This is a genomic window from Novosphingobium sp., from assembly GCF_019748365.1.
GTDB lineage: Bacteria > Pseudomonadota > Alphaproteobacteria > Sphingomonadales > Sphingomonadaceae > Novosphingobium.
The window spans coordinates 1-21,705 of record NZ_JAIEPN010000109.1 but is presented as its reverse complement, the minus strand read 5'-3'; the positions used below and the strand labels follow the sequence as shown (position 1 = coordinate 21,705).

Annotated in this window: 20 protein-coding genes and 1 tRNA gene; 7 read left to right on the top strand and 14 right to left on the bottom strand. The window is 66.3% G+C overall.

Annotation, left to right across the window (positions count from 1 at the left end; all coding sequences use genetic code 11):
* Positions 1-32: 32 nt before the first annotated feature.
* The 6 genes from K5Q19_RS13775 to K5Q19_RS13750 form a co-directional block, all read right to left on the bottom strand.
* Positions 33-108 (bottom strand) — tRNA-Lys (locus K5Q19_RS13775).
* Between the two features lie 78 nt (positions 109-186).
* Positions 187-1,302 (bottom strand): rod shape-determining protein RodA, encoded by a 1,116-nt coding sequence (rodA, locus tag K5Q19_RS13770; RefSeq protein ID WP_292946163.1) that lies wholly within the window; start codon positions 1,300-1,302, stop codon positions 187-189.
* Positions 1,303-1,305: 3 nt separating this feature from the next.
* The gene (mrdA, locus tag K5Q19_RS13765) at positions 1,306-3,429 is read right to left on the bottom strand and encodes a penicillin-binding protein 2 (RefSeq protein ID WP_292946161.1); all 2,124 of its coding nucleotides are present in this window, start codon (positions 3,427-3,429) and stop codon (positions 1,306-1,308) included.
* A 4-nt stretch (positions 3,430-3,433) separates the two neighbouring features.
* Positions 3,434-4,006: a rod shape-determining protein MreD gene (locus K5Q19_RS13760; RefSeq protein ID WP_292946159.1), complete on the bottom strand. Its 573-nt coding sequence runs from the start codon at positions 4,004-4,006 to the stop codon at positions 3,434-3,436.
* A complete protein-coding gene (gene mreC / locus K5Q19_RS13755; RefSeq protein ID WP_292946157.1) occupies positions 4,006-4,926 on the bottom strand; it encodes a rod shape-determining protein MreC in 921 nt (306 codons plus the stop codon). The genes K5Q19_RS13760 and mreC overlap by 1 nt, the downstream gene beginning before the upstream one ends.
* Positions 4,927-4,968: 42 nt before the next feature.
* Positions 4,969-6,015 (bottom strand): rod shape-determining protein, encoded by a 1,047-nt coding sequence (locus K5Q19_RS13750; protein ID WP_147159928.1) that lies wholly within the window; start codon positions 6,013-6,015, stop codon positions 4,969-4,971.
* Between the two features lie 203 nt (positions 6,016-6,218).
* On the opposite strand from K5Q19_RS13750, the gene mutL reads away from it, so the two are divergent.
* Together mutL and K5Q19_RS13740 are read left to right on the top strand one after the other, a co-directional pair.
* Positions 6,219-8,000 (top strand): DNA mismatch repair endonuclease MutL, encoded by a 1,782-nt coding sequence (gene mutL, locus K5Q19_RS13745; protein ID WP_292946165.1) that lies wholly within the window; start codon positions 6,219-6,221, stop codon positions 7,998-8,000.
* Positions 8,000-8,449: a hypothetical protein gene (locus tag K5Q19_RS13740; protein ID WP_292946154.1), complete on the top strand. Its 450-nt coding sequence runs from the start codon at positions 8,000-8,002 to the stop codon at positions 8,447-8,449. Before mutL ends, K5Q19_RS13740 begins: the two co-directional genes overlap by 1 nt.
* Positions 8,450-9,438: 989 nt before the next feature.
* Here the strand turns inward: K5Q19_RS13740 and K5Q19_RS13735 are convergent.
* The 3 genes from K5Q19_RS13735 to ychF are packed head-to-tail and all read right to left on the bottom strand — an operon-like array spanning position 9,439 to position 11,431.
* Positions 9,439-9,849, bottom strand: a complete 411-nt coding sequence (locus tag K5Q19_RS13735) for a GNAT family acetyltransferase (protein ID WP_292946152.1) — start codon at positions 9,847-9,849, stop codon at positions 9,439-9,441.
* 10 nt (positions 9,850-9,859) lie between these two features.
* A complete protein-coding gene (locus K5Q19_RS13730) occupies positions 9,860-10,318 on the bottom strand; it encodes a MaoC family dehydratase (protein WP_292946150.1) in 459 nt (152 codons plus the stop codon).
* Positions 10,319-10,330: 12 nt separating this feature from the next.
* Positions 10,331-11,431: a redox-regulated ATPase YchF gene (gene ychF, locus K5Q19_RS13725; RefSeq protein ID WP_292946148.1), complete on the bottom strand. Its 1,101-nt coding sequence runs from the start codon at positions 11,429-11,431 to the stop codon at positions 10,331-10,333.
* A gap of 100 nt (positions 11,432-11,531) precedes the next feature.
* On the opposite strand from ychF, the gene K5Q19_RS13720 reads away from it, so the two are divergent.
* Positions 11,532-12,512: an MBL fold metallo-hydrolase gene (locus K5Q19_RS13720; RefSeq protein WP_292946146.1), complete on the top strand. Its 981-nt coding sequence runs from the start codon at positions 11,532-11,534 to the stop codon at positions 12,510-12,512.
* Between the two features lie 100 nt (positions 12,513-12,612).
* A complete protein-coding gene (locus tag K5Q19_RS13715; protein WP_292946145.1) occupies positions 12,613-14,142 on the top strand; it encodes a tetratricopeptide repeat protein in 1,530 nt (509 codons plus the stop codon).
* 73 nt (positions 14,143-14,215) lie between these two features.
* Here the strand turns inward: K5Q19_RS13715 and K5Q19_RS13710 are convergent, their stop codons facing one another.
* Positions 14,216-14,305 carry a hypothetical protein gene (locus tag K5Q19_RS13710; protein WP_292946143.1) on the bottom strand — a complete coding sequence of 30 codons (90 nt, stop codon included), beginning with the start codon at positions 14,303-14,305 and terminating at the stop codon, positions 14,216-14,218.
* A 430-nt stretch (positions 14,306-14,735) separates the two neighbouring features.
* On the opposite strand from K5Q19_RS13710, the gene K5Q19_RS13705 reads away from it, so the two are divergent.
* Positions 14,736-16,253 (top strand): tetratricopeptide repeat protein, encoded by a 1,518-nt coding sequence (locus K5Q19_RS13705; protein WP_292946141.1) that lies wholly within the window; start codon positions 14,736-14,738, stop codon positions 16,251-16,253.
* A gap of 121 nt (positions 16,254-16,374) precedes the next feature.
* Here the strand turns inward: K5Q19_RS13705 and K5Q19_RS13700 are convergent, their stop codons facing one another.
* The 4 genes from K5Q19_RS13700 to K5Q19_RS13685 all read right to left on the bottom strand — a co-directional run bounded on the left by K5Q19_RS13700 (position 16,375) and on the right by K5Q19_RS13685 (position 19,412).
* Positions 16,375-16,791: a PEP-CTERM sorting domain-containing protein gene (locus K5Q19_RS13700; RefSeq protein ID WP_292946138.1), complete on the bottom strand. Its 417-nt coding sequence runs from the start codon at positions 16,789-16,791 to the stop codon at positions 16,375-16,377.
* Between the two features lie 140 nt (positions 16,792-16,931).
* Entirely contained in the window at positions 16,932-17,498 is a 567-nt protein-coding gene (gene pth / locus K5Q19_RS13695) for an aminoacyl-tRNA hydrolase (RefSeq protein ID WP_292946136.1), read from the bottom strand.
* 95 nt (positions 17,499-17,593) lie between these two features.
* A complete protein-coding gene (locus K5Q19_RS13690) occupies positions 17,594-18,202 on the bottom strand; it encodes a 50S ribosomal protein L25/general stress protein Ctc (RefSeq protein WP_292946134.1) in 609 nt (202 codons plus the stop codon).
* A gap of 301 nt (positions 18,203-18,503) precedes the next feature.
* On the bottom strand, positions 18,504-19,412 hold the full coding sequence (locus K5Q19_RS13685; RefSeq protein WP_292946131.1) for a TraB/GumN family protein: 909 nt from the start codon (positions 19,410-19,412) through the stop codon (positions 18,504-18,506).
* 94 nt (positions 19,413-19,506) lie between these two features.
* Here K5Q19_RS13685 and K5Q19_RS13680 point away from each other — a divergent pair, with 94 nt between their 5' ends.
* Both K5Q19_RS13680 and glyS read left to right on the top strand, forming a co-directional pair.
* A complete protein-coding gene (locus K5Q19_RS13680; RefSeq protein WP_292946128.1) occupies positions 19,507-20,421 on the top strand; it encodes a glycine--tRNA ligase subunit alpha in 915 nt (304 codons plus the stop codon).
* On the top strand, positions 20,418-21,705 hold a 1,288-nt coding region (gene glyS / locus K5Q19_RS13675; RefSeq protein WP_292946126.1), incomplete at its 3' end, for a glycine--tRNA ligase subunit beta. The genes K5Q19_RS13680 and glyS, both read left to right, overlap by 4 nt.

Sequence of the window (21,705 nt, the reverse complement as noted above, 5' to 3'; positions counted from 1 at the left end):
CAGGCATAACCTATTAATTTATAGAGAAAATATGGTGGACGCACTTGGGCTCGAACCAAGGACCCGCTGATTAAGAGTCAGCTGCTCTACCAACTGAGCTATGCGTCCACACCGTACCGTTGCCGGCAACCGGGAGCGGCCCCTTTAGCGATTTCTCGCAGGCTGCCAAGCCCCAAATTTGAAAAATTATCGCAAGGTCCCGCCCGGTGCGCGCGACCAGCGGTCGACGGCCATCAAACTGCCGATGCACAGCATGTTGGTCATCATCGAGGAGCCGCCGTGGCTCACGAAGGGCAGGGGAATGCCCACCACCGGCGCAAGGCCCATGACCATCATCAGGTTGATGCAGACGTAGAAGAATATCGTCGTCACCATGCCCGAGGCCAGCAAGCGCGAGAAGCGGTCCGGCGCGTTCAGCGCGACCCTGAGGCCCCAGCGCAGCACGAGCGCGAAGACGATGAGGACGAAGAAGCCGCCAATCATGCCCCATTCCTCGGCCATCGTCGCGAACACGAAGTCGGTGTGCGCTTCGGGCAGATAGTCGAGGTGGCTCTGCGAGCCCTGGCCGAAGCCCTTGCCGAAGAGGCCACCCGATCCGATCGCGATCTTGGACTGGGTGATGTGGTAACCTGAGCCGAGCGGATCGCTTTCCGGATCGAGGAACACCAGCACTCGTTTGCGCTGGTAATCGTGCAGCACGGTGAAGAATGCGAGCGGTGCGGCGACAGCGACGGTCGCGCCGCCGGTGACGAACAGCCAGAGCGGCAGGCCGGCGAGGAACATGATCACCACCGCGCCAAAGCTGATCGCAAGGCCGGTGCCCAGATCAGGCTGGAGCATGACGAGGCCAGCAGGCAGACCCAGCAGCACCACCGCCGGGGCGATTGCCCGCCAGGTGCGGATCTCGCTTGGCGGCAGTACGCTGTAGAACCAAGCGAGCACCAGCACGATACCGGGTTTCATGAGTTCCGACGGCTGGAGCTGCATGAAGCCGAGGTTGAGCCAGCGCTGGCTGCCGCCACCCACCCGCCCGATAAGTTCGACAAGCACCAGCAGTACACAGAGCACAGCGTAGGATGGCAGAGCCGCGTTCTTGAACCAGTTCTGTGGAACTCTGGAAATGACCATCGCCATGGAAAGGAACACGGTGAAGCGCACCTCATGGAGCAGCGCCCAGGGCATCAGATGCCCGCCCGCCGCCGAATAGAGCACTGCGCCGCCGAAGGTGACGAGCGCGGAGAGCGGCAGGATCACGCCCCAGGGCTGCCGCGCAATGAAGGCGGGGATATAGGCGCGCTGCATGACCTAGGCTCCCGGTGCTGGCGCTGCGGGTGCGGGCGTTGCGGCAGGAGCGGGCGCGGGCGCCGCAGTCTCGGCCGGGGCCGGGGACGCCTCGGGTTCGGGCGCAGGCGGTGCCGCATCGGTCTGCGCGGCGGCCGGTTCGGGGGCGGGGGCATTGTCTGCCTCGACCGCTTGTGCCGCCTGCGCCTCATCCGGCGCTGCGGGAGCACTCGCACCGAACCTTGCCGCATAGGCGTTGTACTTGGCGGCCATGCGCTGCTGCACGTTGCCGCCCCATTCCTTCTCGTATCCTTCCAGCACTTCCATCGCCTTGGCCCGGTCGAAAAGGAAGGTCATCACGTCGCGGGCGATGGGGTAGGCTGCGCCCGAGCCGCCGCCGTGCTCGATGGCGACGGCGCAGGCATAGCGCGGCTTGTCGAAGGGGGCGAAGCAGATGAAGTGGCCGTGGTCGCGGTGCTTCCACAGGCCGCCCTTGCCGTTGCCGATGTTGAGCCCGACGACTTGCGCGGTGCCGGTCTTCCCCGCCATCTGCACGCCTTCGATCGGCAGCCGCGCCTTGCCCGCAGTGCCGCGCCCGTTGACCACTTCGTTCATCGCGGCATGGACCAGATCAAGGTGATCCTGCCGGATGCCGAGCGAAGCCGCGCGCGGTGCACGGCGGTCCACCAGCAGGCGCGGGGCAAGTTGCAACCCCGATGCGATCCGCGCGGCCATGACCGCCTGCTGCAGCGGATTGACCAGCATGTAGCCCTGACCGATCGTGGCGTTCACCGTATCGTAGATCGCCCATTCCTTGCCGTACTTGCGCTGCTTCCAGGCAGGATCGGGCACCGTGCCGTAAGACTGGCCGGGATAGGGCATCGGAAACTCCTGCCCGAGCCCCAGACGGCGCGCCATCGCGGCAATCCTGTCCATCCCGATCGCTTGCGCGAAGTGATAGAAATAGACGTCGCAGGACTGGTAGATTCCCTTGGCCATGTTGGTCGTGCCATGACCGCGCCGGTTCCAGCAGTGGAACACGCGGTTGCCCACACGCAGTCCGCCGCCGCAGCCGACGCTGGCTTCGGGATCGAGCCCGGCTTCGAGGAACGAGAGCGCGACCATCGGCTTCACCGTCGAGCCCGGCGGATAGAGCCCGCGCAGCACCTTGTTGCGCAAGGGCACGTGATCGTCTTCCGAGAGCATCTTCCATTCGATGCGGCCGATGCCATCGGCAAAGCTGTTGGGATCGAAGCTGGGCATCGATACCATCGCCAGCACATCGCCGGTTGCGCAGTCCATCACCACGACCGAGCCGGATTCGAGCCCGATCCGCCGCGCGGCATAGTCCTGCAGGGCGGCATCGATGGTGAGCTGGATGGGCTTTCCCGGCACATCCTCGCGCGTGCCGAGATCGCGCACCACGCGCCCGCCCGCTGTCGCCTCCACCCGCCGCGCGCCGGGGACGCCGCGCAGACGCTCCTCGAAGTGCTTTTCAAGGCCGTCCTTGCCGATCTTGAAGCCGGGAGTGATGAGGAGCGGATTGCGCTCTTTCTCGTAGTCCTCCGCCGAAGCCGGTCCGACATAGCCGACGAGATGGCCGACGGCCGCGCCGGTGGGGTAATAGCGCGAGAAGCCCCGCTGCGGGATCACGCCGGGCAGTTCAGGCAGGCGCACGCTCACCGCGGCGAACTTGTCCCAATCAAGGTTGGAGGCGACTTCGACCGGCTGGAAGCCTCGCGCTTTCTTCAGCTTGTCCTTGATGTCGCTGACCCGGTCGGCGGTGAGTCCGAGCAGCTTGGACAGCGTCGCCAGCGTGGCATCGGGATCGACGACGCGGTCGGGCACGAGATCGACGCGAAAGTCTGCGCGGTTGGCCGCGAGCGGCGCGCCGGTGCGATCGATCACCCAGCCGCGACGCGGCGGGATCAGCGTGAGATTGACGCGGTTGCTTTCAGAGGCCGCGCGGTACTTGGCGTTTTCCGCGACGGCGAGCCAGGTCAGGCGCCCGGCGAGCAGCAGGCCAACGCTCGCCTGCGCCATGCCCAGCACGAAAGTGCGCCGCTCGAACGAATGGGTGAGCTGCGCGCTGGTGACCGGCAGCGGCTTCGTCTGTTTGGACCATGGCCATGTCCACGTGCTGCGCATCGCATCAAACCGAGCGCAAGGGGAGCAGGCGGATGCGATCGAGCAGCGCGACGAACCGGGTGACCAGCGGATAGAGCGCGAGCGTGACCAGCACTTGCGGGCCGATCACCAGTGGCAGCGGATAGGCTGCCGCAAGCCCGGCAATGCCTGCCGAGAGGACCAGATAGGCGCTCATCAGCAGGCCGGCGACGGCCCAGTCCTGCACAAAGCTGCGCCACAGCAGGCGGTTGTCGATCGTGTCCATCACCAGCATCGCGGCGGACCATAGCACGATCCCCGATCCAAACGGCTGCCCGCTGAAAAGATCGTCAAACGCGCCGAGCGGCAACCCTGCCCAGAGCGGCAGAAGGCTGGGGCGCAGCATCCGCCAGGCGAGGAACACCATGAAGGCGAGCGGCGGCACGACCGGCGCCGAGGCGATGACCGGCGAGAACGCGGCAAGCGAGGCCAGCATGACCGAAAGCCACGGCAGGCCCGAGGCGAGCAGCGGGGAGGGCGCACGGTTGATCCGCTGGGGGACGAGGTCCTCCGGCCGCATCGGCAGGCTCGGCAATTCGGGCAGGCGTGGGAAAGGCATCAGTTGCCGCCTCCGGCCTCGCTGGGCTCGGGCGCGGGTCCGGCGGCCTGCTGGCTGGCGCCAAGCGCGGTGACGGCGGCAGGCTGGAATACCGGCAAAACCACCACGAAATCGGCGTCGGCAGGATCGCTGGCGAGGTGGCCTACGCCGCCATCATGCAGCACTTCGGTGACCACTGCGACCGGAATACCAGGCGGATAGAGCCCGCCCGAACCCGAGGTCACGAAAACGTCGCCAAGCTTCAGCGGATTGACCCCCATGTTGAGCAGGCGAATCGCGATGCGCCCGTCAGACTTGCCCTCGACAAACGCAGGCAGGCCGTCGCGCGCGCGGCGGACGGGCACCACGTTTTCGGGGTCGGTCACCAACAGCACCCGCGCGGTGCCGGGGCCGGTTTCGATCACGCGGCCGATGAGGCCGGCGGCAGAGCGCACCGGCTGGCCCGGGCGCACCCCTTGCGAAGAGCCCGCCGAAAGCACGGCAAAGCGGCGCGCGCTTGAAGCGGTCGATCCGATCAGGCGCCCGGCGGCGACCGGCTTCACCATCGGATCGACAATCCCCAGCAGCGCCTTGAGCCGCCGGTTCTCGCCCTCCAGTGCCTGCATGGTGAGCGCGTTGGCGCGCGCGGCGGCCACTTCGCGGGTCAGCGCGGCGTTCTGGCGGCCCGCCTGGAAATAGGCGCCGATCGCGGCAATCACGCTCTGGCCCGCCGCACGGGTCTCAGCACCGGCCTCGCCTGCCGGACGCGCGATCTCGCTCGCCGCGCCGCGCACCGAGCTGAAGGCGGAAGGGTTGACGATGCTGACAATCAGGAGTCCCGCGCCCGCAAGGAAACCGGCCACGGCGATGACGTAGCCGGTGAAGATCCCGTATTGCGCCCTGCGCGAAAAGCCCGGGCGCCGGTCTGGCGACCGCGCCATGCTACCCTTCCTTATGTGCTCCGTGCGCCGTCAGGTGCGGCATCACGCCGTCATCAGCACGCCGCGGTAGATCGGATCTTCCATCGCCCGGCCGGTACCCAGCGCCACGCAGGAAAGCGGATCTTCTGCCACGCTGACGGGCAGGCCGGTTTCCTCGCGCAGATGATCGTCGAGCCCGCGGATCAGCGCGCCGCCGCCGGTCAGCACAATGCCCTGATCGACGATGTCCGCCGCCAGTTCGGGCGCGGTGTTTTCAAGCGCGATGCGCACGCCTTCGACGATCGCGCCGATCGGTTCGGACAGCGCTTCGGCGACGTTGGCCTGCGTGATGGTGATTTCCTTGGGTACGCCGTTCACAAGGTCGCGGCCCTTGATGTGGATCGTCTCACCCACGCCGTCGGCCGGCACGGTGGCGATGCCGAAGTCTTTCTTGATGCGCTCGGCGGTTGATTCGCCGATCAGCAGGTTGTGGTGGCGGCGCACGTAGGAAACGATCGCTTCGTCCATCTTGTCCCCGCCCACGCGCACCGAAGTGGTGTAGGCAAGGCCCCGCAGCGAAAGCACGGCGACTTCGGTCGTGCCGCCGCCGATATCGACCACCATCGAGCCGACCGGTTCGGTGACCGGCATGTCGGCGCCGATGGCAGCGGCCATCGGCTCGAGGATCAGGAACACCTGGCTGGCGCCGGCGTTGCTCGCCGCGTCGCGGATCGCGCGGCGCTCGACCGAAGTGGAGCCCGAAGGCACGCAGATCACGATTTCGGGATAGCGCAGCAGGCTCTTGGAACCATTCACCTTGCGGATGAAATGCTTGATCATTTCTTCGGCGACTTCGATGTCGGCAATCACGCCATCGCGCAGCGGGCGGATCGCCTCGATGTTGTCCGGGGTCTTGCCCATCATCATCTTGGCATCGTCACCCACGGCCTTGACCCGCTTGATGCCGTTGATGGTCTCGATCGCCACGACCGACGGTTCGTTGAGCACGATGCCGCGATCCTGAACGTAGACCAGCGTGTTGGCGGTGCCGAGATCGATTGCGATGTTCTGGGAACCGAACTTGAAGAATCGGGAAAGCATCGAGGCCATCAGGAAATCCGTATAAAACTGCGGTTGGGCCCGCCCGCGTGAAGGGCGAGTGGGGCACTGGCGGGGCTTGCGAAGTGCGCGCATTAGCAGGGCCGCAGAGCAAAACCCAATATTTTGTGTGCTTGTTTGCGGGATAAGTGCGGGCGCTGGCCTCGAAAAAGCCCGACTTCGTCGCTAGGCTTGTTCATCCCATGGCCCAAACCCTGCGAACCATCCGGCGTCTGCCCGAAAACCTCGTCAATCGCATCGCGGCGGGCGAGGTGGTCGAGCGTCCGGCCAGCGCGCTCAAGGAACTGGTCGAGAACGCCATCGATGCGGGCGCGAGCCACATTTCGGTGCGGCTGGCCGACGGCGGCCTCTCGCTGATCGAGGTGACCGACGACGGCTGCGGCATGCGCGCGGACGAGATCGCGCTGGCGCTGGAGCGGCATGCAACCTCCAAGCTGCCCGATGAAGCCATCGAAATGGTCGCCACGCTCGGCTTCCGTGGCGAGGCACTGCCTTCGATCGCTTCCGTCGCACGGGTAACCATAGAAAGCCGCGCCGGCACGGCTGGAGAGGCTTGGGCGCGCGTGGTCGATCACGGCATGGTCGTCTCCGATGGCCCGGCTGCCCTGCCGCCGGGCACCCGCGTCCGGGTCGAGGACTTGTTCGGCAAAGTCCCCGCTCGCCGCAAGTTCCTGCGTAGCCCGCGCGCCGAATGGGCCGCCAGTCTCGATGTCGTCCGCCGCCTCGCGCTCGCGCGGCCGGATATCGGCTTCACGCTCGAACACGATGGCCGCCGGGCGCTCTCGGTCCAGCCGGGCGATACGCTCGCCGCGCGCACCGCCCAGCTGGTCGCGCGCGAACTGCATGACAACGCCGTCGCAGTCGATCTGGTGCGGGGAGACTTTCATCTGATGGGCGTTGCCGGGCTGCCCACCTACAATCGCGGCGTGGCGGACCATCAGTACCTCTTTGTCAATGGCCGCCCAGTGAAGGACAAGCTGCTGATTGGCGCGGTGCGCGGCGCCTATGCCGATATGCTCGCGCGCGATCGCCACGCCGTCCTTGCGCTGTTCCTCGAAGTCCCGCCCGAGGACGTCGACGTCAACGTCCACCCGGCCAAGACCGAAGTGCGCTTCCGCGATCCGGCGCTGGTGAGGGGGATGATCGTCTCGGGCCTCCGGCAGGCGCTCACCACGGGCGACCGCCGCTCCGCCCAGACGCCGGACGCTGCCGCCATGCGCGCCTGGCAGGCCGAGCCTATCGCGCCCGCCGCCGCGCCGCAGACCAACCTGTTCTTCCCGTCGCAGCCCGCCGCCCGCGTGTCCGAGGCGGGGCAGGCGTGGCGCGGCTATGAAGCGGCGATCATGGCTCCGCCTGCCGCCCGCGCCGAACCGGCGGTGGAGGCCGTCCCCAGCCATCCGCTCGGCGTCGCGCGCGGCCAGATTGCGGCGACATACATCGTGGCCGAGGCGGAGGATGGACTCGTCCTTGTCGACCAGCATGCCGCGCACGAACGCCTCGTCCTCGAACGCCTGCGCGCGGCGGGGGCGGGGGAGGGCGCCGCCCCGGCGCAGGCGCTGCTGCTCCCCGAAGTGGTCGAACTCGACGAACCCTCTTGCGACCGGCTCGAGGAAGCGGCTTGCGAGCTTGCCGCCTATGGCCTCGCACTCGAACGCTTCGGCCCTGCCGCAATGCTCGTGCGCAGCGTTCCTGCCGTGCTGAAGGGCGGCGATGTGCAGGCGCTGGTGCGCGATGTTGCGGATGATCTGGCCAAGAATGGCGCGGCGCTTCTACTCGGCGAGAAGCGTGATCTCGTTTTGGCAACCATGGCCTGCCATGGTTCGGTAAGGGCCGGGCGGGTACTGAGCGTCGCGGAAATGAATGCCCTGCTGCGCGAAATGGAAGTGACGCCGCGCTCGGGACAGTGCAACCATGGCCGCCCGACATGGGTCAAACTGGCCCATGGCGATATTGAAAAGCTCTTCGGGAGGAAATGATGCGGGGAATTGCTTTGGGTCTGGCGCTGCTGCTGGCTGCTTGCGGCCCGGGCGCGCCGCCGCCGCCGCCGCCCGCCACCACGGTCCAGCCCGAGCCGATCACCTATCCCGATATCAAGGATAACAAGCTTTACGGCGGCGGCTGCAACTTCACGCCGGAAGGCGGGGGCATGTCTGCGCTGGCCCTGGCGCAGGAAGGCGAGGCGATCATCAAGGTCAAGGGCAAGATCGAGCGTATCCCGGCCGACAAGAAGAGCCAGATCCTCCCCGAAACCGCACGCACCCGCTATCTCGGGCCGGAGCGCATCCTGCTGATCGCGCCGCTGCCCGATGCCAAGCCGATCGAGAACGGCGTGATCAAGACCCTCGCCACCAGCCTCACGATCATGGACCCGCAAGGCCGCATCCAGTTCTTCGCCAAGGGCGTGGTGCAGTGTAAGCCGATGTAATTTCAGCCCAATTCATCGGTTCCTGATTGCCGCTCGTCATTCCCGCGCAGGCGGGAACCCAGAGCCGCACACGCAGCGCCCGCCGCCCTGGATTCCCGCGTTCGCGGGAATGACGAAGCTTGGGATTGCGACCACACATAAATCCCCCTCCCGCTTGCGGGAGGGGCTGGGGGTGGGCCAGCAACGCCTCCTCCCATCAGAACCCTTGACAAAACGAACCAAATGGGTTATACGCCCCGCCCAGATCGGGAGCAGGCTAGGCCGGCCTCGCCCTCGCTCCTTTGGCCGTGAAACGCCAACGCGACCGGTGCGGGCTGCGGGTTCAAGGTGGGGCGGTCTCCCCCAAGTCCTTGGCCAGGCACACTACCGCGCCAGCACGCAGATCATGGCTCCCATCGGCATCTGGCCGAATGCGAGCAAAGACCGGTACGCACGCGAGCCGCTACCCCGGTCCCGGGCCATGATCGACGAGAAGGCTGCGCCGGACCGCTTCTGCCCATCCGGCCACTCGCACCAAGGCGGAACACGACGCCCTCCCCGCAGCGCCAGTGCAGGCGCCGCACCGGTCGCGCGATCACCCTCCCTGCCCAAACACCCCACCACCGCGCCGCCAAATCCAACAGGCTCGGGCCCCGCCACCCACCTCGTCATTCTCGCGCAGGCGGGAATCCAGAGCGGCAGGCGCGGCGTTTTAGGGCTCTGGATTCCCGCGTTCGCGGGAATGACGAAGGTTGGAGGAAAACAACCATCCCCATCACCCCGGACTTGATCCGGGGTCCCGCTTCTCGCCGCAACCGCCGCGCCGACCATCCAAGCGGAACCCCACGCCAAGCCCGTGGTGACCAAACCCCGACATGTTCAAAAACCTCGTCATTCCCGCGCAGGCGGGAATCCAGAGAAGCAACCACCGCGCCCACCGCCCCGGCCCCCCGCCTTCGCGGGGAATGACGAGGATCAGGGCATCTCTCGTCAGCTCGGCCTTGCTGCGTCTACAGCAGGCGCCCCATGCTGACGTGGTCCTCCACGCTGAAACCCAGCCCCTTGTAAAAGTCGATCACCGCCGCGTTGGTGCTGCGCACCTGCAGGTTGATCTTGCAGCAGCCCAGCGCCCGCAAGGCCGCTTCCGCCTTCTGCACCAGCGCGGTGCCGATCCCGCGCCGCTTGGCATCCTCGCGCACAGCGACGGAATAGAGCCAGCCGCGGTGCCCGTCATAGCCCGCCATGATCGAGCCGAGGACCTGATCATCCTCGACCGCGACGAACAGCAGGTTGTCGTTCAGGGCCAGTTTGGCGGGGACAGACTGCGCGGCGCGGTTGCGCGGTGGGTCGTTCGGAAAGGCTTCGCGCCACAGCGCGTCGAGCCCATCAAAATCCGCAGCTTGGTAGGGCCGGATTTCCATGGCCGTGCGCTTAGTCGGTGCCCGTCTGATCGCGTGTGGCGACAAGGCCGAGCGCCTTGAAGCTCATCACCAGTTCGTCGTTCTGGTTGTAGACCTTCGTCTCGCCCTTGATGATGCCCATTTCCGGCTTGGTCTTGCTGCGGCGCTTCTCCAGCAGCGTGTTCTCGCAGCGCAGCGTGTCGCCGGGGTAGACGGGCTTGATCCAGCGCAGTTCGTCGACGCCGGGGGAGCCGAGGCCCGCCTGCTTGTTGTTCAGCAGGTTCGCCACGGTCATCGACATCGTCATCGCCGCGGTATGCCAGCCGCTGGCCGAAAGCCGCCCGAAATGCGTTGCCGCTGCCGCATCGTCGTCGAGGTGGAAGGCCTGCGGATCGTATTTCCGCGCGAACTCCATCACTTCCTCGCGCGTCACTTCATAGTGGCCGAACTTGGTCACCTTGCCGACAACGAGATCCTCGTAATACTGCATCAGCCCAGCACCTTACACGTTGAACTTGAAGTGCATCACGTCGCCGTCGCGCACAACATATTCCTTGCCTTCCTGCCGCAGCTTGCCCGCATCGCGCGCCGCCGCTTCGCCGCCCAGCGTGACGAAATCGTCGTAGGCGATCGTCTCGGCTCGGATGAAGCCGCGCTGCATGTCCGAATGGATCTCGCCCGCCGCTTCGGGAGCCTTGGCGCCGGCGTGGATGGTCCAGGCACGCGCTTCCTTGGGGCCGACGGTAAAGAAGGTGAGGAGGTGGAGGAGCTCGTAGCCGGAGCGGATGATCTTCGCGAGGCCGGCTTCCTCCAGCCCCAGCGCGCTCAGGAATTCGGCGCGGTCTTCCACCGGCATTGTCACGATATCGGCCTCGATCGCGGCGGACACGATCACCGCATTGGCACCTTCGGCCTTGGCCTTCTCGATAACGCGCGCGGAAAAATCGTTGCCGGTCGCGGCGGCTTCCTCCTCGACATTGCAGACATAAAGCACCGGCTTCGCGGTGATCAGCTGCGCCTGCGCAAAGACGCGCGCTTCCTCGTCGTCCTTCGGCACGGTGAGCCGCGCGGGCTTGCCCTCGCGCAGCAGATCGAGCGCCTGGCCGAGCACCGAAGCGGTGATCTTCGCTTCCTTGTCGCCCTGCGCCGCCTTCTTCTGCGCGGCGGGCACCCGCTTTTCGAGGCTTTCGAGGTCCGAGAGCATCAGCTCGGTCTCGACCGTCTCGGCGTCCGAAATCGGATCGACCTTGTTGTCGACATGCTGGATGTCCGCATTCTCGAAGCAGCGCAGCACGTGAACAATCGCGTCCACCTCGCGGATATTGCCGAGGAACTGGTTGCCGAGCCCTTCACCCTTCGATGCCCCGCGCACCAGGCCCGCGATATCAACAAAGCCGAGCTGGGTAGGGATGATCTTCTGGCTGCCCGCGATGGCCGCCAGCTTGTCGAGCCGGGGATCGGGCACGCCGACGTTCCCGATATTGGGCTCGATCGTGCAGAACGGATAGTTCGCCGCCTGCGCTGCCTGCGTCTCGGTCAGCGCGTTGAACAGCGTCGACTTGCCCACGTTCGGCAGCCCGACAATCCCGCAGCGAAAACCCATGAAACAATCCTTGTCTGGTGCGGCGGGCGAATGGCTTGCCCGCGGCCGTGAAGCGCGCGATGGTATCGCTTGGGCACAAGGTCAAGGGGGCGCGGGTGATATGAAGCGGTTGATGGCCTGTCTGGTGCTTCTGCTCACGTGCTTTGGCGGGGCCGGCGCGTGGGCTGCCAGCGGCGGCACCCATCAGGCGCAGGACGTCCGGGTCACCATCCTCTCGACCATGCTGACCGACTATGGAACGCTGGGAGAATGGGGCTTTGCCGCGCTTGTAGAAGTCGATGGGCGGCGAATTCTGTTTGATACCGGCGGCAGCCCCGATGTCGTGCTCAGGAACGCCGAGGCCTTGAAGATCGACCTCTCGACGGTCGAGGACGTTGTGATCTCGCACTTCCACGATGATCATACCGGCGGGCTGCTGACTCTGCGCAAGGCACTGATGCAGAAGAATCCGAATGCGCTTTCCCGGCTCTATGTGGGTGAGGGAATCTTCTCACCCCGCTACATGAAGGATGGGAAATCCGAATCCGCGAATGGCTTTCCGGCGCTTGCCAAGGCGTATCTCGAGACAGGCGGGCACATCCAGCAGCTTTCCGGCCCGTCCGAGATTGCGACGGGCGCCTGGCTGACCGGGCCGGTGCCACGCGGCCATGCCGAAACCAACTGGAGCCCCGGGCTCTTCGTCAAATCCGCCGCCGAACTGGTGCCTGATACCCTGCGCGAAGATACCTCGCTCGTGATCGCCACGGCGCAAGGGGTAGTCATCGTGACCGGCTGCGGCCATGCGGGGATCATGAATATCGCCGACGATGCCAAGGCGATGACCGGCGATGCGCGCCTCTACGCCGTGATTGGAGGCATTCACCTGTTCGCCAAGCCCGATGCGGTTCTGGTCGAGACCGCCGCGCGGCTCAAGGGGCTCTCGTACTTGTTTGCAGCGCATTGCACCGGGGTCGAGGCGACGTTCCGTCTGCGCGAGTTGCTCGGGCTCGACCGGCGCACCGCGGTGGTCGCGGCGGTCGGCTCCAGCTTCACGCTGGGCAAGGGGATCGATGCGGGCGAGATTGCTGGCTGGGTCGGTTAGGTCCGCACGTCCTTCACCAATATTTCAGCGATCAGGGCTTAGGTCCGTTCCGAATGTAATGCGGCGTGGCCAGTGTGCACACGCAGAAGGAACGGACTTCATGAGCCGGATTGCCTCCTCGCCTCTCGCGTTCTCGGCGCTTGCGCTTGCGCTTGTGGTGGGAGGCTGCGGTTCCGATCCCAAGGCGCTGGCGGCCAAGGCGCGCGCCGAGTACGCGGCGCACAACTACCTCGCGGCGCAGACTGACATTGCCGCCGCGCTGGCCGCCAATCCGGGCGACGCCGCGCTGATCGAACTGCAGGCGCGCAATGCGCTGGCTCTGGGCGACGGCATTGCGGCGGGGGCCAACCTCGACAAGCTGGCGAGCCTTGGCAAACCAGCCGATTTCAATCGCCTCCTTGCCGAAGCTGCGCTTCTGCGCGGGCAGGCGCAGGATGCGCTTGCGGCGCTGGGCGACGACAGGTCCGCCGCCGGGCTGCGGCTGCGCGGCCTTGCGCTGCTCTCGCAGGATAACAAGGCAGGGGCGGAGGAGGCGTTTCAGGCCGCGCTCGCGGTGGAGCCGAAGCACGCGCCGACGCTCGCCAGCCTTGCACGCCTGAAGCTGCTGAACGGCGATACGCCAGCCGCGCGCAGCCTTGCCGATCAGGCGCTCGCGGCCGATGGCAGCCTCCTTGATGCCATGCTTGTCAATGGCCAGGTCGCGACAGCGGAAGGGCAACTGGGCAAAGCCCTCGCTGCCTATGCCAAGGCCGGCAAGGAATACCCCGGCAATCTCCCCGCGCTCACCGGGCAGGCCGGCATTCTGGGCGATCTTGGCCGCACCGATGAGCTGGCGGCGCTGCTTGCGGGCTTCCAGGGCAAGACCACCGACGGCACGCTCGCCTACCTCAAGGCGCGCCTTGCCTCGGCGAAGGGCGATTGGAACACTGCACGCGATATTCTCCAGGCCAACGAGGACAAGCTCAAGGACCGCGACGACGCCAGCGTGCTCTATGCGCAGGCGCTCACCCAGATCGGCCAGCCCGAACAGGCCCGTGCCCGGCTCGCCCCGATGCTGGCGCGTCACCCCGAAAGCGTTGTGCTGCGGCGCGAACTCGGCAAGGCGCAGCTTGCGGGCAACGACGCGGCCGGCGCGGTGCAGACGCTGACGCCTTTTGCGCGGAGCAAGACCGCCAATGTCGAGGATCTGCGTCTGCTTGCAACGGCGGCGGAAGCGGCGGGCGATCCCAACGCGGCGTTCTTTGCAGCACGGGCGCGCTACCCTTCGCCGCAATCGCTGGGGCAGGCGCTCAGCGCTGCCGATACGGCCATGAGGGCGAGCAACTGGGGCAATGCGATCACTGCCTACGAGCAGATCCTCGCGCTCACCGATGGCCGCAGCGCGCTGGTGCTCAACAACATGGCCTGGGCGCAGGCGCAAGTCGGCAACAAGGACAAGGCGCTGCAGTTCGCCCAGCGCGCCATTCAGGTCGCGCCTGAAGATCCCTCGATCATGGATACGATGGGCTGGCTGCTGCACCAGACCGGCGGCAACCGTGACCGCGCGCTCGATCTGCTCCGCCGCGCGGCGCAGAAGGCACCGCAGAATCAGATCATCGCGCAGCATCTCGCCGAAGCACAGCGCGGCTGAGCCGCATACGGAAAGGGCCCCGACCTTGCGGTCGGAGCCCTTCCGCTTGTGTGGGGCTCAGGAAATCGCCGGATCAGGCTGCGGCGAAGCGCACCTGTGCCACCGAACGGCGACGGCGGGCCAGCGCGAGGCCGACAATACCCGCACCGAGCAGGCCGAGCATGCCCGGCTCGGGAACCGGCGTGCCGCCCGTCGAAGTGCTGGTGCTGCTGGTGATCTTGCCTGCGCTTGCTCGCCGAGGTGACGCCGTCGACGCCGACGATGGACTGGTAGCGCACGTAGAAGTCGCTCAGTGTCAGGGCCGATATCGGCCGCCGTGAACACCATCTAGTTCGCTGGCGCAGGAGTTGCGGTCGTGACGGAGGCCATAAAGGCGGGTGAACCTAACTCAGAAACGTGGTCATGGCCCAGCCCTTGACGGGATAAAGTGTGATCCCCCACCCTTGCGCAAACACTATGCCAGCGGCGGAAATCCTCCGTTTCGGAAGATTAACCGTGACCGGCTTGCAAACCGTTCCGACGTTTTGGCCCCCAGCAGGTCTTCGGCGCGTTTTCACCGAAACTTCAGGGCTGAGGTAGTATTGGTCAGCGTGATGAAACGCACCGCGCTCCTTGCCCTCCTCCTGCTCGCCTCGGCCTGCTCTCGCACCGATCCGGCGGCGCAGTTCGCCGCGGCACAAAAGGCCTTTGCGGCGGAAGATTATGCGGCCGCGCGGGCGCAAGTGCTCGGCGCACTCGAAGGCGATGGCAGCAATCGCGACATGCTGCTGCTCTATGCGCGCACCCAACTCAGGCTCGGTGATGGTGATGGCGCTCAGGCAGCGCTCACGCATCTGGAGGAAGCGGGCTTCAGCGGTCCTGAACTCGTCCATATGAAGGCGAAAGCAGCGATTCTGCGCGGACAGCCGCAGGCCGCGCTGAACCTCCTCGGGCAGGATAACGGGGCAGAGGCGTGGCGCCTGCGCGCCGCGGCCGAAAGCGCGCTCGACAATGCCCCCGCCGCGCTTGAGGCGCTGCGCCGCGGCCTTGCCGCCAATCCGCGCCACTATGCGCTGGTGCATGACTACGCCCGGTTCCTGATCGCCGCGCAGGACTATCCCGCTGCCGGCAAGGCGGTCGAAACCTTGCGCCAGATCGGTCCGGCACGGCTCGATACGCTGATGATGACCGGAACGCTGGCGGCCGAGCAGGGCCAGTTCGATGGGGCAGAAAGCAGCTACAAGGCCGCAGCCAAAGCGTTCCCTTCGCGGATCGAACCGCTCACCGCGCTTGCCAGCCTGGCCGAGATGCAGGGCCGGATCGATGCGGCCGGGTCGTTTGTGGCGCAAGCCGCGAAGATTGGGCCCGGCCATCCGGAAGTGATCGACCTTACCGTGCTGCTGGCATCGGAAAAGGGAGATTGGGAAACCGTCCGCAAGACGCTGGTCGGGCGCGAAACCTCGCTCGATCCGCGTTCGGCCAACGCGATGAGCTATGCCGAGGCCTTGCTGCGGCTCGGCCATCCCGAACAGGCGCGCGCCATGTTCGCGCAGGCGCTGCTGCTTTCACCGCAGAACCCTTACGCGCGGATCATGCTGGCCGAGGCCCAGTTGGCGGTTGGCGACGCGCGTTCAGCCCTGCGCACGGTGCAGCCGCTTTCAAGCAGCGTGCTGGCCGGAGAGCGCGAACTCGATCTGGCGGTAAGGGCGGCCACGGCCGCAAGGGATCCGTCGGTCGGTGCACTGACTGCCAGGCTGCAGTCGCCCGCGCTGAAGCTGAACCAGCAGTTGGTTAGTGCCGGACAATCTGCGCTTGTCCGGCAGGACTGGTCGGCGGCGCTGGCCGCGTTCGGCAAGATTCCCGGGCATGAGAATGATGCAGAAGCGCTGCGCCTGATGGCGATTGCGGCATCGCGTCTAGGGCAGGTCGATCTGGCGTTCGGCTATGCTGACAGGGCGCTGGAACTTGCACCGCGCAATGCCGACATGATGCATACGGCTGCGCTCGTACGCCTCGAAGCGGGCCGCGACCGGGATCAGATGCTTCGTTTGATGAAGCAAGCCAGCCAACTCGATCCGGCGAACCGTCTGTTCCGCGTTGATCTGGCGCGAGCGGTGGCCACGAACGGCTGACGCCGCAGGGCTGCAGGATCGCAGCCAAAGTCTCTTGCCGCCACTCTCGGCAAAGGTGCCGGTCCTTCACGGGTCGCGGTGCGGCCCCGTGAAGGACTTCGGTGGGGCAAGGGGTATCAGATCAGCGGCGGCGGCGGCGCGCCAGGGCAAGGCCGACGAAGCCGAGGCCCATCATGCCGAGCATGCCCGGTTCCGGAACGGCGGTGCCGCCGGTCGAGCCACCCGACGTGCTGGTGCCGCCAGTGGTCGAAGTGGTCGTGGTGCCGCCTGTCGTCGTTCCGCCCGTGGTCGTGGTGCCACCCGTGGTGGTCGTGCCGCCGGTTGTCGACGAGGTCGTCGTGCCGCCGGTTGTCGAGGAAGTGGTCGTGCCACCAGTAGTGGTCGTGCCGCCAGTGGTGCTCGAGCTTGTGCTGGTGCCAGTGCACACGCCCTTGTGGCCGCAGTTGCAGTAGTGGGTGTGCTTGACCCAGGCCGAAGCCGGAGTCGAGATCATGGCAGTGCCGAGCAGCGCCGCCGAGGTAAGCAGAATGCGTTTCATGGTTGAGTCCCCTTGCCAGTAAACCGTGGTTAAACGCTGACAAAGCAAACATGATGCCAGTTACGCATTTTTGCCGTTTCTATTGGTTAACGGCTATTCGTACGTTACGTCACTGTAAGGCAGCCCGACGCCAGATTGGGTTAATTCTGGCGTAGCGCCACGTCGTTCATGAAGCGCACATCATCGCCGGAAGCGAGCCATCCGGCCTCTCCGGCCACGGCGCCGAGCATGTCGACGAGGTCGTCCTGCTCGGCCTTGGCGAAGTTGCCCAGCACGTAACCCGTCACCCGGTCCTTGTGTCCCGGATGGCCGATGCCGAGCCGCACGCGGCGGAAGTCCGGCCCGATATGCTGATCGATCGAGCGCAGGCCATTGTGCCCGGCATGGCCGCCGCCCTGCTTCACCTTGACCTTGAACGGCGCGAGATCGAGCTCGTCATGGAACACGGTAAGCGCGTCCGGGCCGAGCTTGTAGAATCGCAGGGCCTCGCTCACCGCGCGGCCGCTTTCGTTCATGAAGGTCGCGGGTTTGAGGAGGATCACGCGCTGCGCGGCGATGCGGCCGTCCTGCACCCAGCCCTGAAACTTCTTCTGGACGGGGCCGAAGGCGTGCACCTCGGCGATCGTATCGAGCGCCATGAAACCGACATTGTGCCGGTGGAGCGCGTATTGGGGTCCGGGATTGCCGAGGCCGACCCAGAGCTGCATGGCGAGGGTCTCCCTAGTTCAGGCGGGGGGAGGGGCGTTGGTGCCGGTCCCTTCCGCATGGGGGAAGGGACCGGGCATCCAGACGCGGGCAGCGATCAGGCCGCCGGGGTCTCGTTGTCGCCCTCGGCGCTCTTCAGCGCGGAGGGGGCCACGATCGTGGCAATCGTGAAGTCACGGTCGGTGATCGCGGAGCGCGAACCGGCCGGCAGCGTGACGCTGCTGATGTGGATCGAATCGCCCACATCGACGCCAGCGACGTCCACAGCGATGTCGTCCGGGATCTTGTCGGCTTCACAGATCAGCTCAAGCTCATGACGGACGATGTTCAGCACGCCGCCCTTCTTGAGGCCAGGCGACTTGGCTTCGTTGATGAAGATCACCGGAACCGAGACTTCGACCGGAGCATCGGCCGAAATGCGGAGGAAATCGGCGTGGAGCGGACGCTCCGAAACCGGGTGGAAGGCAACGTCCTTGGGCAGCGTGCGAACGGTTTCGCCGCCGACAGTGAGCTCGACGATCGAGTTGAAGAAGTGACCGGTGCCAAGCTGGCGGCGCAGTTCCTTTTCTTCGACGTGGATCGCAACCGGATCCTGATTGCCGCCGTAGATCACGGCGGGGGTGCGGCCTTCGCGACGAAGTGCACGGGAGGCTCCCTTGCCAGCCCGTTCACGCGTCTCGGCCGGCAGATGCAGCGTATCGCTCATGTGTCCGTACCTTCACGTTATATGTGTTCAAACGACTCCCCGCGCCACGCCTCCAGGGATGACCATGCGCGCAAGGAAGCGGCGGCCCTTAGCGTGTTGGCGCGAAAAAGCAAGCAGAAGCCGGGCATGTCGCCGGTTTCTCGCAGAGATCGGGAAGGGAAAGGAAGAGCGCAGAGATGGCGTTCTGCGCGGCGAAGCCGCATTCATGTCGCTGGTCGATCAAAAACCGGCGCCTGCGGCGTGCTGCTCCCTCTTCGCGTCCCTCTTTGCCTCTGCGCCTCTGCGAGAAACTCCCTGTCCTTCAATAAACCCGCTTCACCAGCCACCCGCGCGCCTCGAGGAGGCGGGGGAGGCCGTCGATCCCGGCCACATGCGCAGCGCCCACCGCGATGAACGGCTTCGCGCCCGCTTTCAGCATGGCATTGATCTGGTCTGCCCAGGCCAGATTGCGCCGGGTCAGCAGCGCGGAACGCAGGGTCGGATCGGCCAGAAAGCCGGTCTGTGCCTCGCGCGCGATGCCGAGTTCATCGCCGCGCATCCAAAGCGTAAGCATGTCCTTGTCGTCGTCGCGGTTGTCGGCGGCCTCGTGCGCCACTTGCTCCAGCAGCACCGTCTGCGCGCGCGGCGGCAGCGTGTCGAAAATGCCGAACTGGCTGTCGATCGTCTCGAGCCCGGTCACCGGCTTGTTGCCGATCACCTTGCGCAGCTCGGGTTCGACCCCGCTGTCGGGCTCCATCCCCTGCTTGAGCCCGCCGATCGCGGCAATTTGCAGCGCGACAGCCCAGCTTTCCTGATCCTTGAACTGCGTGTCGTTCAGCGAGAGATCCTTGTAGACCTTGGACAAGTCCGCGCGGAACTTGGGGCCGACCCGCTCGCTCGGCGGCGGCAGGCCGGGGGTGAAGGCAAGGCGCCCCAGCGCTTCGCCCGCCACTTGCTGATTGAGCGGTTCGCCGATTTCGAGCACCAGCCGGTCCGCGCCGGAAATCGCACTGTCGATGGCCGGTCGCCGCCACTGCGTGCCCGGGGGCAGCGAATGGACGGTGCCGAGCAGCCAACCATGCACCCCGGTGCTGTCCGAAATCGCCCAGAGCGCCACTTTCGCAGGATCGTCCGGCGGCGGCTTGGCCGCCCCGCAGGCCGCGAGCGTGATCAGCAGGCAGCCGGCCATCAGCTGCAGCAGCCGGGCGAGGGGGGAGGTCTGGCGCGTCATTGCCCCATCGGGATGGACCAAGCGCGGAGGCGAAGCAAGAACCGCGCGCCGCACGGTTGATTTGAACGGGCCAATCCGCCAAAGCGCGCGGGCCATGGCTGACACTGCGAACCCCGCTTCCGCCCCCCTCAGCGTGCAGGACATGATCCTCACGCTCCACGCCTATTGGGGCGCGCGCGGGTGCCTGATCCTCCAGCCCTATGACATGCGCATGGGCGCGGGCACGTTCCACCCCGCCACAACCCTGCGCGCGCTCGGCCCGCAGCCGTGGAATGCCGCTTATGTCCAGCCGAGCCGCCGGCCGACCGACGGGCGCTATGGCGAGAACCCGAACCGGCTGCAGCACTATTACCAGTATCAGGTCATCATGAAGCCGAGCCCGCCGGACTTGCAGGCGCTCTATCTCGGCAGCCTCGCTGCCATCGGCATCGATCCGCTGCTGCACGATATCCGCTTCGTGGAGGACGACTGGGAATCGCCCACGCTCGGCGCCTGGGGGCTGGGCTGGGAAGTCTGGTGCGACGGCATGGAAGTCACCCAGTTCACTTATTTCCAGCAGATGGGCGGCTTCGATTGCAAGCCCGTCTCGGGCGAGCTGACCTACGGCCTCGAACGCCTCGCGATGTACATCCAGGGCGTCGACAACGTTTACGACCTCAAGTTCAACAATCACGGCGTGAGCTATGGCGACGTGTTCCTCGAGAACGAACGCCAGATGTCGACGTGGAACTTCGAGGTGGCGGACACCGAAACGCTGTTCGAAGGCTTCCGCCGCGCCGAGGCCGAATGCCGCAAGGCGCTCGACGCCAAGGTCCCCATCGCAGCCTATGAACAGGCGATCGAGGCGAGCCACTTGTTCAACCTCCTGCAGGCGCGCGGCGTGATTTCGGTGCAGGAACGCGCCAGCTACATGGGCCGGGTGCGCGATCTCGCGCGCGGCTCTTGCGAGGGCTACATGGAAAAGTACCGCCCCGAATGGGAAGCGAAGTTCCCGGGGTGGACGGCATGAGCACCAACCCCACCCCGTTCGTGTCGAGCGAAGTCGAGACACCTGGCGCCGATTTCTTGCTCGAACTGCGCTCGGAAGAAATCCCCGCGCGGATGCAGGCCGGCGCGCGCGCCGATCTCGAAAAGCTGTTCCGCCGCGAGATGGAGGCCGCTGGGCTCGCCGTCGGCGCGCTGACCGTGTGGTCCACCCCGCGCCGCCTGACGCTGATTGCGAAGGGCTTGCCGCTCGCCACGCAGGCGCAAGCCGAGGAAACCAAGGGCCCGCGCACCTCCGCCCCCGAACAGGCGCTGGAAGGCTTTCTGCGCAAGACGGGGCTGACGAAGGACCAACTGGCCGAGCGCGATGGCGTATGGTTTGCCGTCGTCGAAAAGCCCGGCCGCGCCGCTGCCGAGGTGCTGGCCGCCGCGATCCCCGCCATCATCCGCGCCTTCCCCTGGCCCAAGTCGCAGCGCTGGGGCGCGGCGAGCCTTGCGCCTGACAGCTTGCGCTGGGTGCGCCCACTTTCGGGCATTATCGCGCTGCTGGGCGGCGAAGTGATCGATTGCGAGATCGGCGGCATTCGCTCGGGCCGCACCACGATGGGCCACCGCTTCCACCACAGCGGCGAAATCGTGATCGATGGCGTGGATGACTACGCGGCCAAGCTGCGCGAGGCCCATGTGATCGTTGATCACGCGGAACGCGAAGCTATCGTCCGCGAAGGCGCCAAGCAGGCGGCGGCGGACGCAGACCTTTTGCTGGTCGAGGACGAAGGGCTCGTCATCGAGAACGCCGGCCTCACCGAATGGCCGGTGCCGCTGCTCGGCCGCTTTGACGAGGCTTTCCTTGAAGTGCCGCCCGAAGTGATCCAGCTCACCGCGCGGGTGAACCAGAAGTACTTCATCTGCCGCGACGCTGCGGGCAAACTCGCCAATGCTTTCGTCTGCACCGCCAATATCGCGGCGCACGATGGCGGCGCGATGATCGTCGCCGGCAACCGCAAGGTCCTCGCCGCGCGCCTTTCGGACGCCCGCTTCTTCTGGGAGCAGGACAGGAAGACGCCGCTTTCGGTGCAGGCGGAGAAGCTGGCGCGGATTACCTTCCACGAGAAGCTGGGCACCGTTGCCGACAAGGTCGAGCGGGTGGCAAAGCTCGCCCGATGGCTGGTGGAAGAGGGCATCGTAAAGCCCTCTCCCCTTCAGGGGAGAGGGTTGGGAGAGGGGGCCGCAGGCACCACCTCCGCCAGGGGGGGGGGGCCGCGCCCCCCCCCCCCCCCCCCGGGCGGGCAGCGGGGGCGGAGAGGGA

Bases quoted from the DNA above. Each gene is read 5' to 3' on its own strand.
- rodA (WP_292946163.1), bottom strand. From the start codon at position 1,302: ATGCAGCGCGCCTATATCCCCGCCTTCATTGCGCGGCAGCCCTGGGGC.
- mrdA (WP_292946161.1), bottom strand. From the start codon at position 3,429: ATGCGCAGCACGTGGACATGGCCATGGTCCAAACAGACGAAGCCGCTG.
- K5Q19_RS13760 (WP_292946159.1), bottom strand. From the start codon at position 4,006: ATGCCTTTCCCACGCCTGCCCGAATTGCCGAGCCTGCCGATGCGGCCG.
- mreC (WP_292946157.1), bottom strand. From the start codon at position 4,926: ATGGCGCGGTCGCCAGACCGGCGCCCGGGCTTTTCGCGCAGGGCGCAA.
- K5Q19_RS13750 (WP_147159928.1), bottom strand. From the start codon at position 6,015: ATGGCCTCGATGCTTTCCCGATTCTTCAAGTTCGGTTCCCAGAACATC.
- K5Q19_RS13740 (WP_292946154.1), top strand. From the start codon at position 8,000: ATGCGGGGAATTGCTTTGGGTCTGGCGCTGCTGCTGGCTGCTTGCGGC.
- K5Q19_RS13735 (WP_292946152.1), bottom strand. From the start codon at position 9,849: ATGGAAATCCGGCCCTACCAAGCTGCGGATTTTGATGGGCTCGACGCG.
- K5Q19_RS13730 (WP_292946150.1), bottom strand. From the start codon at position 10,318: ATGCAGTATTACGAGGATCTCGTTGTCGGCAAGGTGACCAAGTTCGGC.
- ychF (WP_292946148.1), bottom strand. From the start codon at position 11,431: ATGGGTTTTCGCTGCGGGATTGTCGGGCTGCCGAACGTGGGCAAGTCG.
- K5Q19_RS13720 (WP_292946146.1), top strand. From the start codon at position 11,532: ATGAAGCGGTTGATGGCCTGTCTGGTGCTTCTGCTCACGTGCTTTGGC.
- K5Q19_RS13715 (WP_292946145.1), top strand. From the start codon at position 12,613: ATGAGCCGGATTGCCTCCTCGCCTCTCGCGTTCTCGGCGCTTGCGCTT.
- K5Q19_RS13710 (WP_292946143.1), bottom strand. From the start codon at position 14,305: ATGCTCGGCCTGCTCGGTGCGGGTATTGTCGGCCTCGCGCTGGCCCGC.
- K5Q19_RS13705 (WP_292946141.1), top strand. From the start codon at position 14,736: ATGAAACGCACCGCGCTCCTTGCCCTCCTCCTGCTCGCCTCGGCCTGC.
- K5Q19_RS13700 (WP_292946138.1), bottom strand. From the start codon at position 16,791: ATGAAACGCATTCTGCTTACCTCGGCGGCGCTGCTCGGCACTGCCATG.
- pth (WP_292946136.1), bottom strand. From the start codon at position 17,498: ATGCAGCTCTGGGTCGGCCTCGGCAATCCCGGACCCCAATACGCGCTC.
- K5Q19_RS13690 (WP_292946134.1), bottom strand. From the start codon at position 18,202: ATGAGCGATACGCTGCATCTGCCGGCCGAGACGCGTGAACGGGCTGGC.
- K5Q19_RS13685 (WP_292946131.1), bottom strand. From the start codon at position 19,412: ATGACGCGCCAGACCTCCCCCCTCGCCCGGCTGCTGCAGCTGATGGCC.
- K5Q19_RS13680 (WP_292946128.1), top strand. From the start codon at position 19,507: ATGGCTGACACTGCGAACCCCGCTTCCGCCCCCCTCAGCGTGCAGGAC.